The sequence below is a fragment of the Tabrizicola sp. genome, from assembly GCF_031377265.1.
In the GTDB taxonomy this organism is placed as follows: domain Bacteria; phylum Pseudomonadota; class Alphaproteobacteria; order Rhodobacterales; family Rhodobacteraceae; genus JAUYQR01.
This window is the reverse complement of sequence record NZ_JANMET010000216.1, coordinates 1-15,488: the sequence shown is the minus strand read 5'-3', so window position 1 is coordinate 15,488 and position 15,488 is coordinate 1. Positions and strand designations below refer to the sequence as shown.

The following is a 15,488-nucleotide window of genomic DNA, read 5'->3' as shown; positions in this document are numbered from 1 at the left end:
CTATGCCATTGATGTGCAGTTGCCGGAGATGCTGAACGCATCGATCGCGCAGAGCCCGGTGTTTGGCGGCAAGCTGGTCAGTTTCGACTCGGCGAAGGTGATGGGCATGCCGGGCGTGCGCCATGTGCTGAAGGTGGATGTCCCTGCTGCCCTACCTTGCGGCCAGCGGAGAACTCAAAACCAAACCCACCCAGCATTCCGTCAAGGAACTGCAATCCATCGGCCTTGCCCCCGATGTGCTCCTCTTGCGCTCCGAACACCCGATCCCCGACAAGGAGCGTGAAAAGATCGCCCTGTTCTGCAACGTCCGCAAAGAGCATGTGATCGCCGCCTATGACCTGAAAACGATCTACGAGGCCCCGCTGGCCTACCACCGCGCGGGCCTCGATCAGGCGGTGCTTGACGCCTTCGGCATCACCCCCGCGCCAAAGCCCAACCTCCCCCGTTGGGAAGACGTGATGGACCGCCTGAACAACGCCGAAGGCGTGGTCCGCATAGCCATCGTCGGCAAATACACCCAGCTGGAAGACGCCTACAAATCCATCGCCGAGGCGCTCACCCATGGCGGCATGGCCAACCGCACCCGCGTCAAGGCCGAATGGATCGACGCCGAGATCTTTGAACGCGAAGACCCCGCCCCTTACCTTGAAAACTTCCACGCCATCCTCGTCCCCGGCGGCTTTGGCGAGCGTGGCACCGAAGGCAAGATCAAGGCCGCCCGTTACGCCCGCGAAAAGAAGATCCCCTACCTTGGCATCTGCCTAGGCATGCAGATGGCGGTGATCGAGGCCAGCCGCAACCTCGCCGGCCTTGCGAACGCCGGGTCCGAGGAGTTTGACGTCGAGGCCGGTGCAAAACGCTTTACCCCCGTGGTCTATCACCTGAAGGAATGGGTGCAGGGCAACCACGTCGTCCAGCGCAAGACCGGCGACGACAAGGGCGGCACCATGCGCCTCGGCGCCTATACCGCCACCCTTAAGGAAGGCTCCCACGTCGCCGCGATCTACGGTTCCACCAGCATCGAAGAACGCCACCGCCACCGCTATGAGGTGGACATCAAGTACCGCGCCAAACTTGAGAGCTGCGGCCTGATCTTTAGCGGCATGAGCCCGGACGGCAAACTGCCCGAGATCGTCGAGGTCAAGGACCACCCCTGGTTCATCGGCGTGCAGTTCCACCCCGAGCTGAAGTCAAAACCCTTCGCCCCACACCCGCTGTTCGCGGATTTCGTCCGCGCGGCGGTGGAGGGGGCGCGGTTGGTGTGACCGCTTTCCCAATTGACTTGATGGCATCGTAAGAGCCTATAGTTCACCGAATGCCGGGAGGATTGATGTGCCGTTTGACGAAGTCATCTTCGGAGCTGGTATCTACTCGCCGCGAGAGGCCGCACGCCTCGTAGGAGGTAGCGCGCAGGAAGTATTGCGCTGGACTCGCGGTAGTGGACCTACTGATCCGTTGTGGAAGGCCCACTATCAATTCTTGGACGATACAACTGAGTTGAGCTTTGTCGACCTAATTGAAGTCCGAGTTGTAAAGGCCCTTCGAAGATCGGGGATCTCTCTCCAGGCAATTCGATTTGCTCTTGATCTTGCTGAGAACCGCTTTGGAGTCTCCCGCCCGCTTGCAACTCGAAGCTTCAAGCTATTGGGCGGCGATATACTAATGGATGCAATCGAGAACGATGGAGAGTTCGTTAGCCTATCCAAGAAGAACCCTGGACAGAAGGTGTTTGCGGAGATCGTCAAGCAGTCTCTGAATGATCTGGAATATGAGAACGATTATGTTGCTCGCTGGAGACCGACTACAGCACAACACGTTGTGATTGATCCTGCACGTCTCTTTGGCACTCCAATGATCGATGCCTTCGGAGTGTCAACTCAGACCATTTACCGAGAATTTCTTGAATTCCAAGACGCGCGCTATCTTTCAAAGATTTACGAGATTCCGATTCGATACATAAACGATGCCGTCAAGTTCGAGCAACGGTTAGATGCGGCACAGGAATTGAATGGTTAAGGTTCTTTTTGACCACAACATGCCGCCTGTTCTCGCTCGGACATTGCATGCTCTTGTCAAAGATGATGGCCATGAGGCTCACGCCCTCCGCGATAAGTTTCCAATAAACATTAGTGACATCGATTTATTCACTGAGCTTGGAAAGGAACGTGATTGGGTTGTGGTATCGAAAGATGTGGCCAACGCTAGTAGGAGGCCAGAACGAGCCGCAATACTCAGATCAGGGGTAATCGGGGTATACTTGGCTCCTGCAGTACAGAAGGCCCGTATTCATGAACAAGCTGCTACAATTATCTGGCAGTGGGAACGAATAGTTAGCCAGCGGACTAACAACGCGAATGGCCTCTACTTGCTACCAATCAACAAGGGCTCGCAGTTCCGTGCGATCTAGTCTTTGGCAACCACCTTCTCAGCCTTGCACCTCGACGTAGCAGAATTGGGCCGAACAAGCATTCGTCAACTTCCCTCCCCCCGCCCGGAATCAAGGCGCAAAGCGCCGCCGGGCAGCGCCTGACCGCCCCCTCGGGCAGGCGCCCTTGCACCGTCACCAGCAGAACTCCGGTCCCAAGACGCTGACCCATAAACCGCCCAAGAACTGCCGTCGCAGCGCCCACCCGGCGGTCTGGCGCGACCCTCCGCTCCGAACGCCCTCAAACCGATTCCCACATCATGCTTAACGCCCCGTTCCCCCTCCGCGCGTGGAGACGGAATGAAGACGCGGCGTAGACGGAAAGAAGACCGTCCCACCCCGTCAAAATCAGCCGGTTAATCCAGCGCCCGCAAAGGCTTAGCCGACCATCCCCAGCAAGACCGGCTGCATCTCGTGGGCCCCCTCCCACATCATCTTCAGCGCGACGTAAAGGATGATCGCCAGCCCGACATAGGCGATCCAGCGGTGCTTGTTCAAAAGCCGCGCGATGAAACTGGCCGCCAGCCCCATCAGTGCAATCGACAGCACCAGACCGATGGCCAGAACCGTCGGATGGTCATGCGCCGCCCCCGCAACGGCCAGCACATTATCCAGTGACATCGACACATCGGCGATCACGATCTGGGTCGCGGCCTGGGCGAAAGTCTTGCGCGGCGCGCCGCCCCCGACCGTGCCGTCGGCGTTCAGATCGGTGCCGGTCAGCGCCTCTTCCGCCTCGGTTTCCGCGCCGTGCCCGTTCTGCAGCTCGCGCCACATCTTCCAGGTCACCCACAACAGCAGGATCCCGCCGGCCAGCAACAGCCCCGTGATTTCAAGAAGTTGCGCGGCGACCAGCGCAAAGCCGATCCGCATCACCGTGGCGGCGGCAATCCCGACCAGGATCGCCTTGGCCCGCAGCTCCTTGGGCAATCCTGCAGCGGCCAGGCCAATGACAATCGCATTGTCGCCCGCCAGTACCAGATCGATTCCGATGACCTGCATGAGGGCGTAAAACCCCTCGACCGTAAAGATTTCCATTCCGCCCCCAATACACGCAGATCCCCTGCTCCTACGCTCCCAACGCCTGCCGATCAACCCGGTTCCGGTCTTTCCAGCCGCGCCAAACCACGTTACGCAGGGCCGATGCTGTCCTATCAACACCATTACCATGCGGGCAATCTGGCAGACGTGCACAAGCACGCGGTGCTGTCTTGGGTGCTCAACTACCTGACGCTCAAGGACAAACCGCTCAGCTACATCGAAACCCATGCCGGCCGGGGCCTCTACGATCTGGCCAGCGACGCCGCGTTGAAGACCGGCGAGGCCGCGCAGGGGATCACGCTTGCCGAAGGCTGGTTCCCGCCTGACCACCCCTATCGCCAGCGTCTGATGGAAACCCGCGCGGCGCATGGCCCGCAGGCTTACCCCGGTTCGCCGCTGATTGCAGCACTTGGCCTGCGCGAAACCGACAGCATCCATCTGGCCGAATTGCACCCCCAGGAGGTGCAGCATCTGCGCGCCACCGCCGCCCCGTGGGGCGCGCATATCCATCAGCGCGACGGGTTTGAACTGGCGCTCGCGCTCACTCCCCCCACGCCGCGCCGGGGGCTGATGCTGATCGACCCCAGCTACGAGGTGAAGGCCGATTACGACGCCATCCCAAAGCATCTGGCCAATATCCATCGCAAATGGAACGTCGGCATCCTGATCCTGTGGTATCCGATCCTGACCGGGGCGCCGCATGCCAGCATGCTGAAATCGCTGGTGGACTCCTTCCCCGACGGCCTGCGCCACGAGGTCCGCTTTCCCCCCGCCCGGGATGGGCACCGGATGGAAGGCTCCGGCCTGTTCGTCATCAACCCGCCATTCGGTCTGGACGATGAGGCCGTGTGGCTGGGCAATCAGTTCAAGACCCACTACCAATCCGTCGCAACAGGCCCTAGATAACGCGCATGTTCGACGCCCTGCTTCGCCGCCTTCTGGCGCCCGCCCCAACCCACCTGCCCGAACCCGACGCCCGTCTGGCGCTGGCGGCCCTTTTGGTGCGCGTCGCCCGCACCGACGGCCTCTATTCCGCCGAGGAGGTGGAGCGCATCGATCGCGTTCTGTCCACCCGCTACGGCCTTGACCCGTTCGCTTCCGCCAAGCTGCGCGCTGACGCCGAGGCGCTGGAGGCGATCGCACCCGATACCGTGCGGTTCACCCGCGCGATCAAGGCCGCAACGCCGCTGGAAGACCGCACCGAGGTGCTGACGGCGATGTGGTCGGTCGTACTGGCCGACCGGTTGCGCGATGACGAGGAAGACCGCCTGATGCGGCTGGTCACCAATCTTCTGGGCCTGACCGACGTGCAATCAGCGCAAGCGCGGCAACGGGCGACCGGGCTGTGATCGCGTCGCTGGCGATGTATGATTTCGGCCCGGCCGTGGCGGCCAACGACCATCTCTGGACGCTGATCCGTGACGGGTTGCGCGCGCAGGGCCATCCTGCGCCTGATGCCCTGACGCGGGGCGAGGCGGCCTATTGGCCCGCCTGGCAAGCCCCCGATCTGGTGTTGTCGCAAACCTGCGGCTACCCGTTCCGCGCCCGGTTGCACGACAAGGTCACCTATGTCGGCACCCCGGATTATGGCATTGAGGGCGTACGTCCCGGCCATTACCGATCCGTCTTCATTGCTCGGAAAGACGACCCACGCCAGACACTTGCAGATTTTGACGGCGCGCGTTTCGCGTTCAACGAAGACCTGTCGCAATCGGGCTGGGCGGCTCCGCAGTACCATGCCATCGCTCGCGGATTGCGGTTGCATCCAACAGTGCGCAGCGGTGGGCACCGGCTGTCGGCCCGCGCTGTCGCCGAAGGCCGCGCTGACATTGCAGCCCTTGACCTGAACACCTTCGCCTTGATGTCCGAGGCCGATCCCGTCGTTGCCAATCTCAAGCAAATTGAGTTGACGGAACCGACCCCCGGCCTGCCCTTCATCGCCGGTCCAGGGGCCGATGCGGACCTGCTGTTCGACGTGATCGCACAGGCCATTGCCGCGCTGCCCGCCGAACACCGTGCCGCCCTGCGCCTTAAGGGGATCACCCGCATCCCCCTGGCCGCCTACCTTGCGGTGCCCAATCCGCCGGCACCTGAGCTGATCGCGCAGCCCGCCTGACCCGTCTCCCGGCGAATTGCGCGTTGCAATGGTGTGAAATCTCGGTCCTACTCGCGGCCCATGACGCCCCCATTCCAGAGTGCCATGCCAGCCCGTATGCCCCATCCACCAGCCACCGAAAATCATGGGCTGCGCAAGTGGGCTGGCCCAGCGGCGGCGTCGCCGGGCGTTGCCCTGCCACCCCAGCGCGGTCACGACAAATCCAACCCGACGGTGCGCAACCGCCAGCTTGAAACGGCTGCCACCCGCGCCCGTCGAAGGGCGTCGTGAATGGTCTGCTCGGCCACCATATCGGCTGTGATCGCCGGGCTGACGCTTGCCAATGCGGGGCCGGTGGTCATTGCCACCGACGCGCCCTTTCCTGCCTACACCTATGTCGATGATGCCGGCACCATCACCGGCTATGAACGTGACATCATGGATCAGGTCTGCCAGCGCGCAACCCTGTCCTGCACTTGGGTCGACACCACCTTTGATCAGCTGATCCCCGGTGTGATGGCGGGCGAGTTTGATGTGGTTCTGGGCGGCATGGCAGTCACCGACGACCGTCGCCGTTTGGTGGATTTCACCGAGCCTTACCACACCACCGACGATACCGAATGGTTCATCGGTCGCCCCGGCGCACCCGCCCCCGAACAGGCGCTGACCGCCGTGCAAAGCGGCACGGTGCACGACACCCACCTGCAGAAATCCGGCTTCCGCCACCTCAGCTTTTCCACCGAGGCCGAAGTCCTGCGCGCCTTGGCCGAAGGCAAGGTCGATCTCGCCTTCGGGCCCTTTGAAAGCCGCGATGACATCGCAACCATCATCACCGCACAGGGCTATGACTATCTCTATTCCGCCGAATTGCCCGATGACGGCGTTGCCATGGCCGTCTGCAAGGGCAACGCCGACCTTCTGCGCAGTCTGAACGCGGCCCTTGATGAGATGCGTGCCGACGGCACCCTCACCGATCTGGAAAACCGCTGGTTCTACTGACCGGCCCGGCGAAAAGCAGAATCCGCTTGCATCGGCAGGTGATCCGAGGGTACTCTGAATTTGATCAAATTATGCGCGCACCACTTCGGGGCCCATCGGTGATCAAAAAACAGGGGATAGGATCAAGGGCATGATCCGAAACCCGCCTGCCGGACCCTTGGTCTGTGCGTGGGCGGTTCATGCCCTGCCTGAAGACATGATGATGAAAGACTACCTTCGCAAACACCCGGACGTGCGGACCATCCGCGTGGCCGCAGTGGATTTGAATGGCCAGGCGCGGGGCAAACGCGTGCCCGCCCGCTTTGCCGACAACGTGGTCAAGAACGGAACCCGGTTTCCGTTCTCGGTCCTCAACCTCGACATCTGGGGCGAGGATATCGACGACAGCCCGCTGGTGTTCGAACAGGGCGACGCTGACGGCGTCTTGATGCCCACCGAACGCGGCTTTATGCCAATGCCATGGCTAGAGGCGCCGACAGCCCTGCTGCCAATCTGGATGTTCCGCGAAAACGGCCAGCCCTATGAAGGCGATCCGCGCCATGCGTTGCGTGCCGTGGTCGACCGTTACAAGGCCAAGGGCCTGACCCCGGTCTGCGCAATGGAACTGGAGTTCTTCCTGATCGACGACTCTGGCAAGACCCTGCAGGTCCCGCCCTCGCCCCGGTCCGGCAAGCGTCGTAAAGCGTCCGAAACCCTGTCGATCCGCGCACTGGACGCCTTCGATACCTTCTTCACCGACCTGTACGATGCCTGCGAGGCGATGGACATTCCCGCCGACACCACCACCTCGGAAACCGGCCTCGGTCAGTTCGAAGTGAACCTGATGCATTGTGACGACGCCCTGCGCGCCGCCGACGATGCCTGGCTCTTCAAGATGCTGGTCAAGGGCCTTGCCCGCCGCCACGGTTTTGCCGCCAGCTTCATGGCCAAGCCCTACATGGAATACTCCGGCTCCGGCCTGCATACGCATTTTTCGGTGCTGGATTCCAAGGGCGAGAACATCTTTGACAGCGGTGGCCCGAAAGGCACCGCAGCCCTGCGCTATGCCGTGGCGGGGTGTCTTGCCGCGATGCATGACAGCACGCTGCTGTTTGCGCCGCACCTGAACAGCTACGACCGCCTGGTGCCCGACAAGCACGCCCCCACCGCGATCAGCTGGGGGTTTGAAAACCGCACCGCCGCGATCCGCATCCCCGCAGGCAACCCCGAGGCGCGGCGGATCGAACATCGCGTGGCGGGCGGCGACGTCAACCCCTACCTGATGCTTGCCGCGATCCTTGGCGCCGCCCTCACCGGTATCGAGGATGAGGTGGAGCCGCCACCGCCCGTCACCGGCAACGCCTATGCGATGGACCTGCCACAAATTCCCGCCACCTGGGACGCCGCAATCGATGCGTTCGAGGGCAGCGATATCCTCTATCGCTTCCTGCCCAAGGAACTGATCCGCAATCTGGTGCAGACCAAACGTCAGGAACTGCACTACCTCGCTGAACTTTCGCCCGAAGAACGGGTGGAGCTTTACCTCGACACCGTCTGACCCCCTTGACCGGAGGGGGGCCTTTCGGCCTACCATCCGGTCATTAACCCATGAGACACAAATGCTGATCGGCATCTTGCAAACCGGAGCCTCCCCAGACGCCCTGAAGGACGATCTGGGCGATTATCCTGACATGTTCGAACGCCTGCTTGCCGGGCGCGGCCTGACCTTCCGCCATTACCGGGTGGAAACGATGGATTTTCCGGCCAGCATTACCGACTGCGAAGGCTGGCTGATCACCGGCTCGCGCCACGGGGCGTATGAGGATCACCCCTTCATCAAGCCGCTGGAAACCTTCATCCGCGACGCTTATGCCAGACACATTCCCGTGGTCGGCATCTGCTTTGGCCACCAGATCATCGCGCAAGCGATGGGCGGCAAGGTCGAGAAATTCGCCGGCGGCTGGTCCGTCGGCGCGACCGACTATGATTTCAACGGCGAAAAACTCACCCTGAACGCGTGGCACCGCGATCAGGTCACCAAGGTGCCCGACACCGCCAAAGTCATCGCCAGCAGTGATTTCTGCGAAAACGCGGCGCTTCTCTATGATGACCGTATGTTCACCGTGCAGGCACACCCCGAGTTTCGACCCGAGTTTGTCGATGGCCTGATGCGCACCCGTGGCCCCGGCCTGGTGCCGGATGATCTGATGGACCGCGCCCGCGCTCGCCTTGGGGTACCGCTCAGCGACGGTTCCGTTGCCGACCGGATCGCCACATTCTTCCTGAACCACCAAACCGGGGCCGAGAAGCTCCGCGCCTGACCGCGCGGGGGCCACCCCCCCAAGATGTGTGACCCATGTCCAAATGGACCGACCAGCTGCCCGAGGCAGCGCGTGACTACATCGGCAACCGCCGTGTGGACGAAGTGGAATGCGTGATCGGCGACATCGCCGGTGTGGCGCGGGGCAAGGCCATGCCTGCTGCAAAATTCGCCAAGCAGACCAACTACTTCCTGCCAAACTCGATCTTCCTGCAAACCATCACCGGTGAATGGGCCGACAACCCGTTTGACGCCTTCACCGAACCCGACATGTATCTGGTCCCCGACTGGACAACCGCCACCGCCGCGGCGTGGACGGCGGACGTGACGCTGCAAGTCATCCATGACGCCGTCGATCACGAAGGCACGCCGGTGCCCTACAGCCCGCGCAACGTGCTGCGCCGGGTGGTTGACCTGTACCGCGCGCAGGGCTGGATGCCCGTTGTGGCCCCGGAGATGGAGTTTTTCCTCACCGCCCGCAACATAGACCCGAACCAGCCGGTGATCCCGCCGATGGGCCGTTCCGGCCGCCGCGCGGCGGGCAAACAGGCCTATTCGCTGTCGGCCATCGACGAATATGGCAAGGTCATCGACGACATCTACGATTTCGCCGAAGCGCAGGGGCTGGAGATCGACGGTATCCTGCAAGAAGGCGGCGCCGGCCAGATCGAACTGAACCTCGCCCACGGCGACCCGGTACGTCTGGCCGATGACGTGTTCTTCTTCAAACGCCTGATCCGGGAGGCGGCACTGCGCCACGATTGCTTTGCCACCTTCATGGCCAAACCGATCGCTGGCGAGCCGGGATCAGCCATGCACATCCACACCTCGGTGGTGGATACAAAGACCGGCAAGAACATCTTTGCCGGCCCGAAAGGTGCCGAGACCGACCATTTCCTCGACTTCATCGGCGGGATGCAGAACCACCTGACCGGCGCCATCGCGCTGCTGGCGCCTTATGTGAACAGCTATCGTCGCTACGTCCCGGATTTCGCCGCCCCGATCAACCTGGAATGGGGCCGCGACAACCGCACCACCGGCCTGCGCATCCCCATCTCCAACGCCGCCGGACGGCGGGTGGAAAACCGCCTGCCGGGCATGGATTGCAACCCCTATCTCGGCATCGCGGCCACGCTCGCTTGCGGCTATCTCGGGCTGATGGAGCAAAAGGGTGCCCGGCCGGAATTTTCCGGGTCGGCCTATATCGACAGTGACGAAATCCCGGTGAACCTCGGCGACGCCCTTGATCTGTTTGAGGAGGACGTGGCCCTGCAAGAGGTGCTCGGCCCGATGTTCTGCAAGGTCTACGATTCCGTAAAGAGAAACGAATACAAAGAGTTCCTGCAGGTCATCAGCCCGTGGGAACGCGAACATCTGCTGCTGAACGTATGAACCTTCTGCACGCCAACGACCGGCTGGGGGAATACCCCGGCTCTTACTATGCGGCCACCGCAGCCCCGCTGGCACCCTTTGCACCGCTGACCGGTGCGGCGCGGGCCGATATCTGCATCATCGGCGGCGGCTATACCGGGCTGTCAGCAGCCTTGCATCTGGCCGAACGCGGTCTGTCGGTGATCTTGCTGGAGGCGCACCGCGTGGGCTTCGGTGCGTCGGGGCGCAACGGCGGGCAGGTCGGCACCGGCCAGCGTCTGGATCAACAGACGTTGGAGGATATGCTTGGCCCGCACCTCGCGCGCCAGCTCTGGTCCTTGGGCGAAGAGGCCAAGGCGCTGGTGCAAGACCTGATCACCCGCCACGCGATGCCAGTGACCTTCCACCCCGGCATCGCCCACGCCTGCCGCACACAGGCGGAAGTGCGCGACTACCACCAAAACGCCGAAAAACTCGCCCGCGACTACGGCTATGCCCAAATCACCCCGCTGGACGCTGCTGGCCTTGCGCGTCTGATCGGGTCAAAGACCTATGTGGGCGGCGACATTGACCGGGGTGCTGGTCATCTGCACCCGCTCAACTATGCCATCGGCCTCGCCCAAGCGGCCGCACGCGCAGGGGCCGTGTTGCACGAACGCTCCGAAGTGTTGCGGATCGAGCATGGTCCAAAGGTCAACGTTCACACCGCGCAGGGGCAGGTGACGGTCGATCAGCTGATCCTCGCCTGCAACGGCTACCTCGGCAATCTTGACGGCGCGGTCGCGACCAAAGTGATGCCGATCAACAGCTACATCATCGCTACCGAACCCTTGGGCGCGCGCGCGACCGAGATCATCGCCGAACCCGTCGCCGTGACCGATACCAAGTTCGTAAACAATTACTGGCGTTTATCCGAAGATGGCCGCCTGCTGTTCGGCGGGGCTGAGACCTATGGCTACCGCTTTACCGATGTGGAGAAGGCTGTGACCAAGCCGATGCTGCGCGTCTATCCGCAGCTTGCAGGGACCAAAATCGACTACGCCTGGGGCGGCACGCTGGCCATCACCGTCAACCGCCTGCCCTGCTTTACCAGGCCCCACCCCAATGTGCTGTCGGCCTCGGGCTATTCAGGCTACGGCGTGGCGATGGCCGGCATGGCCGGCAAGGTGCTGGCCGAAGCGGTGGCCGGGCAGGCCGGGCGTTTCGATCTGCTGGCCAGCCTGCCACAACGCCGCTTTCCCGGCGGCGCGGCCTTGCGCTCGCCGCTCCTCGTGCTGGCGATGACCTGGTATGCAATGCGTGACCGGCTGAGCCTCTGATCGCATCCCGCAACAGCGGGGGCCAGCCCCCGCACCCCCGGGATATTTGGCGAAGAGGAAGCACCGCGAAGTTCCTCTTCGCCAAGTATCCCCGCCGGAGGCACGCCCGAGCCGGTTGGCCGCAGGCCAGAGGCGAGATGAAAAACTTGCGGGCTTGCCCGCTCAGGTTTCCTACCGCTGGACAGAGCCGCGCGCGGGGCCGATATAAGACCCATGAGCCTGCCACCCGGATTCCTTGATGAGTTGCGCACCCGAGTCTCGCTTTCTTCCGTTGTTGGGAAGAAAGTCACCTGGGACATGCGCAAATCCAACATGGCCAAGGGCGACATGTGGGCGCCGTGCCCGTTCCACCAGGAAAAATCCGCCTCTTTCCACGTTGATGACCGCAAGGGCTTTTACTACTGCTTCGGCTGCCACGCCAAAGGCGACGCCGTCACTTTTGTGAAAGACACCGAAAACGTCGGCTTCATGGAGGCAGTGCAGATCCTCGCCGCCGAGGCGGGTTTGCCAGTGCCGGCGCAAGACCCCCGCGCCGTCGAAAAGGCCGACCGGCGCTCCGACTTGATCCGGGTGATGGAAGAGGCGGTGAAATGGTTCCGCCTGCAGCTGAAGACCGCCGCCGCCGCCGAGGCCCGCGCCTACCTGGCCAAGCGCGGCCTGACGCCCGAGGCGCAGGACCGCTGGGAGATCGGCTTTGCCCCCGCCGGATGGACCGCGCTGACCGATGCCATGGCGCAAAAGGGCATCGCCACCGACCTGCTGATCGACGCCGGTCTGGCGGCGAAATCCGACAAGCGCGCCGCCTATGACCGGTTCCGCAACCGCATCATCTTTCCGATCCGCGACGGGCGCGGCCGCGCGATCAGCCTTGGAGGACGGGCGATGGACCCGGCCGATCCGGCGAAATACCTTAACGGCCCGGAAACCGACCTGTTCGACAAGGGCCGCAACCTCTACAATCAAGCCCCTGCGCGCGAGGCGGCGGGCAAGGGCCAGCCGCTGATCGTCGCCGAAGGCTACATGGATGTGATCGCTCTGTCCGAGGCGGGGTTCAGGGCCACCGTCGCCCCCCTCGGCACCGCCGTCACCGAAGACCAGCTGCGCCTGATGTGGCGCATCAGCGACGAACCGGTGATCGCCCTTGACGGTGACACCGCCGGCATCCGCGCCGCGCTGCGCGTCATCGACCTTGCCCTGCCCCTGCTGGAGGCCGGCAAGGGTCTGCGCTTTGCCATGCTGCCCACCGGCCTTGACCCCGATGATCTGCTGAAGACCCAAGGCGCCGGCGCGATGAAGGCCGTGCTGGATGCCGCACAGCCGATGGTGAACCTGCTTTGGGCGCGCGAAACCGAAGGCCGCAGCTTTGACAGCCCCGAACGCAAGGCCGCCCTCGACAAGACCCTGCGCGCCGCCCTGAAGCGCATCGCCGACCCCTCGATCCGCAGCCATTACGGCGAAGAGATCAAGCGCCTGCGCTGGGAACTGTTCGGCACCCGCCGCAGCTTTACCCCCGGCAAGCGCAGCCAATCCCCGTCGGGCGCGCTGCCCTCCACGCGCTCCTCGCTGCTCGCCCAAAGCTCCGGCCCGGTGGACGAGATCCTGCGCGAGGCCGTGATCCTTGCCATTCTGATCGTGCACCCCGTGCTGATCCACCGTTTCGAATCTGCGCTCGAGCGGCTGGATCTGACTGGCGATGACCACAACCTGTTGCGCCGCCTGATCCTCGTTCATGCCGATGACCCCGCATTGCACACCCGTCTTGCCGAAGCAGCGCCCGCTGCCCTTGACGCGGTGATGCTGCGACCCCACGTCAGCATCGCACCGCCCATCCGCAATTCCGGCGATGACGAACTTGCCACCCTTTGCCTGGCCGAAGAACTCGCCAAGCTTGATGCCCGTCGCGGTGCTCGCCGCGAGATCGAGGATGCCGTCGAAGATCTCGACGGTTTGCCCGACGAAGGGATCACCTGGCGGCTGACAAAAGCCGCCGAAGCCCGCCACCGGTCTGAAAAGCCGGAGCGTTCTGATGCCACTGATTTGGGCGAGGACCGCCTCGCCTTGTCGAAACATCTGCAATCCCTGATCGATACTCAGGTCTGGGTGAAGAAAAACCACTGATTCGGCCTTTCCCCCGGCCTGATTCGCGTTATTGATTCGTCAAAGCCGTACCGATTCGTACTGACCCTGGTCAGCGCCGCCCAAATGCGACCTAAAGGAGCACTCATGGCCCTCAAGGATACCGACGATTCCAAGCCAGAAGCCGACGAGGCTGATGTCTCGCTGGATATGAGCCAGGCTGCCGTCAAGAAGATGATCGCCGACGCGAAAGAGCGTGGCTACATCACCTATGACCAGCTGAACACGGTGCTGCCGCCCGAACAGGTGTCTTCCGAACAGATCGAAGACGTGATGTCGATGCTGTCCGAAATGGGCATCAACATCATCGAGGATGATGAGGCTGATGAAGCCGAAGCCCCGGCGGGCGAACTGGTCGAGGTGTCCACCTCGCGCGAAGTGGCCGTGTCGGGCACTTCGGCCGAGGCGCTCGACCGCACGGATGATCCGGTCCGGATGTATCTGCGTGAAATGGGCTCGGTGGAGCTTTTGTCGCGCGAAGGCGAAATTGCCATCGCCAAGCGGATCGAGGCAGGCCGCAACACGATGATCGCGGGCCTTTGCGAAAGCCCGCTGACGTTCCACGCCATCACCATCTGGCGTGACGAATTGCTGTCCGAAGACATCCTGTTGCGTGACGTGATCGACCTTGAGGCCACCTTCGGGCGCAGCCTTGATGGCGAAGAAGAACTCGACGGCCCCGCCCTTGATGACGTGGAGGTGGGTGCCGCCCCACGCCGCGCCGGTGCGGCAGAACCGGAGCTGGACGCCGATGGCAACCCGATCATCGCCGAAAGTGACGATGACGAGGACGATGAAGCCTCCAACATGTCGCTTGCGGCAATGGAGGCTGCCCTCAAGCCCGGCGTTCTGGAAACGCTTGACCTGATCGCGCGCGACTATGTGAAACTTGCCGAAATGCAGGACCTGCGGATGAACGCCGCCCTGTCCAACGCCCAGCGCTTTTCAACCGCCGAAGAGGCCGCCTACCAGAAATTGCGCTCGGAAATCGTGCTGCTGGTGAACGAGCTGCACCTCAACAACAGCCGGATCGAAGCGCTGATCGACCAGCTTTACGGCATCAACCGCAAGATCATGGGGATCAACTCCAACATGGTCAAACTCGCCGATGCAGCGCGCATCAACCGGCGCGAGTTCATCGACGAATACCAAGGCTACGAACTTGACCCCGCCTGGATGGACCGGATGGCCGTCAAGGGCGGTCGCGGCTGGCAGATGCTGATCGAGAAAAGCCGCGAAAAGGTCGAGGAGCTGCGCGCCGAAATGGCCGCCGTCGGCCAGTACATCGGTGTCGATATCGCCGAATTCCGCCGGATCGTGAACCAGGTCCAGAAGGGCGAAAAAGAGGCGCGTCAGGCCAAGAAGGAAATGGTCGAGGCAAACCTGCGTCTGGTGATCTCGATCGCCAAGAAATACACCAACCGGGGCCTGCAATTCCTTGATCTCATTCAGGAAGGCAACATCGGCCTGATGAAGGCCGTGGATAAGTTCGAATACCGCCGGGGCTACAAGTTCTCGACCTATGCCACCTGGTGGATCCGGCAGGCGATCACCCGCTCCATCGCCGATCAGGCCCGCACCATCCGAATTCCGGTGCACATGATCGAAACGATCAACAAACTGGTCCGCACCGGCCGCCAGATGCTGCACGAAATCGGCCGCGAACCGACCCCCGAGGAATTGGCCGAAAAGCTGCAAATGCCCTTGGAAAAGGTCCGCAAGGTGATGAAAATCGCCAAGGAACCTATCAGCTTGGAAACCCCAATCGGCGACGAGGAAGACTCACAACTCGGCGACTTCATT

Annotated in this window: 13 protein-coding genes and 1 pseudogene; 13 read left to right on the top strand and 1 reads right to left on the bottom strand. The window is 62.5% G+C overall.

From position 1 onward, the window contains the following. Positions 1 to 137 precede the first annotated feature (137 nt). From RMO18_RS12795 to RMO18_RS21135, 3 genes and pseudogenes are all read left to right on the top strand, one after another. A pseudogene (locus RMO18_RS12795) lies at positions 138 to 1,265 on the top strand (CTP synthase); the annotation flags it as partial. Positions 1,266 to 1,332: 67 nt separating this feature from the next. Further along, positions 1,333 to 2,016, top strand: coding sequence for a hypothetical protein (locus tag RMO18_RS12790; protein ID WP_309666374.1), 684 nt, complete (start codon positions 1,333 to 1,335; stop codon positions 2,014 to 2,016). Next, a complete protein-coding gene (locus tag RMO18_RS21135) occupies positions 2,009 to 2,407 on the top strand; it encodes a hypothetical protein (RefSeq protein WP_405054068.1) in 399 nt (132 codons plus the stop codon). The genes RMO18_RS12790 and RMO18_RS21135 overlap by 8 nt, the downstream gene beginning before the upstream one ends. 396 nt (positions 2,408 to 2,803) lie before the next feature. Here RMO18_RS21135 and RMO18_RS12785 read toward each other — a convergent pair whose 3' ends face one another. Next, a complete protein-coding gene (locus RMO18_RS12785; RefSeq protein WP_309666373.1) occupies positions 2,804 to 3,463 on the bottom strand; it encodes a TerC family protein in 660 nt (219 codons plus the stop codon). Positions 3,464 to 3,568: 105 nt separating this feature from the next. Between RMO18_RS12785 and RMO18_RS12780 the strand changes: the two genes are divergently transcribed. The 10 genes from RMO18_RS12780 to rpoD form a co-directional block, all read left to right on the top strand. Further along, positions 3,569 to 4,372 carry a 23S rRNA (adenine(2030)-N(6))-methyltransferase RlmJ gene (locus RMO18_RS12780; protein ID WP_309666372.1) on the top strand — a complete coding sequence of 268 codons (804 nt, stop codon included), beginning with the start codon at positions 3,569 to 3,571 and terminating at the stop codon, positions 4,370 to 4,372. Between the two features lie 5 nt (positions 4,373 to 4,377). Then, positions 4,378 to 4,815 (top strand): TerB family tellurite resistance protein, encoded by a 438-nt coding sequence (locus RMO18_RS12775; RefSeq protein ID WP_309666371.1) that lies wholly within the window; start codon positions 4,378 to 4,380, stop codon positions 4,813 to 4,815. Continuing rightward, positions 4,812 to 5,582: a PhnD/SsuA/transferrin family substrate-binding protein gene (locus RMO18_RS12770; RefSeq protein WP_309666370.1), complete on the top strand. Its 771-nt coding sequence runs from the start codon at positions 4,812 to 4,814 to the stop codon at positions 5,580 to 5,582. Before RMO18_RS12775 ends, RMO18_RS12770 begins: the two co-directional genes overlap by 4 nt. 270 nt (positions 5,583 to 5,852) lie before the next feature. Beyond that, on the top strand, positions 5,853 to 6,560 hold the full coding sequence (locus RMO18_RS12765; RefSeq protein ID WP_309666369.1) for a transporter substrate-binding domain-containing protein: 708 nt from the start codon (positions 5,853 to 5,855) through the stop codon (positions 6,558 to 6,560). Between the two features lie 202 nt (positions 6,561 to 6,762). Further along, positions 6,763 to 8,097 (top strand): glutamine synthetase family protein, encoded by a 1,335-nt coding sequence (locus RMO18_RS12760; protein ID WP_309666375.1) that lies wholly within the window; start codon positions 6,763 to 6,765, stop codon positions 8,095 to 8,097. A 61-nt stretch (positions 8,098 to 8,158) separates the two neighbouring features. Next, entirely contained in the window at positions 8,159 to 8,860 is a 702-nt protein-coding gene (locus tag RMO18_RS12755) for a type 1 glutamine amidotransferase (protein WP_309666368.1), read from the top strand. Between the two features lie 35 nt (positions 8,861 to 8,895). Further along, positions 8,896 to 10,251, top strand: a complete 1,356-nt coding sequence (locus RMO18_RS12750; RefSeq protein ID WP_309666367.1) for a glutamine synthetase family protein — start codon at positions 8,896 to 8,898, stop codon at positions 10,249 to 10,251. After that, complete coding sequence (locus tag RMO18_RS12745) at positions 10,248 to 11,549, top strand: FAD-binding oxidoreductase (protein WP_309666366.1); 1,302 nt, start codon at positions 10,248 to 10,250, stop codon at positions 11,547 to 11,549. The genes RMO18_RS12750 and RMO18_RS12745 overlap by 4 nt, the downstream gene beginning before the upstream one ends. A gap of 213 nt (positions 11,550 to 11,762) precedes the next feature. Next, entirely contained in the window at positions 11,763 to 13,667 is a 1,905-nt protein-coding gene (gene dnaG, locus RMO18_RS12740) for a DNA primase (RefSeq protein ID WP_309666365.1), read from the top strand. Between the two features lie 105 nt (positions 13,668 to 13,772). Next, positions 13,773 to 15,488, top strand: a 1,716-nt coding sequence (rpoD, locus tag RMO18_RS12735; protein ID WP_309666364.1) for an RNA polymerase sigma factor RpoD, incomplete at its 3' end; no start/stop codon positions are given.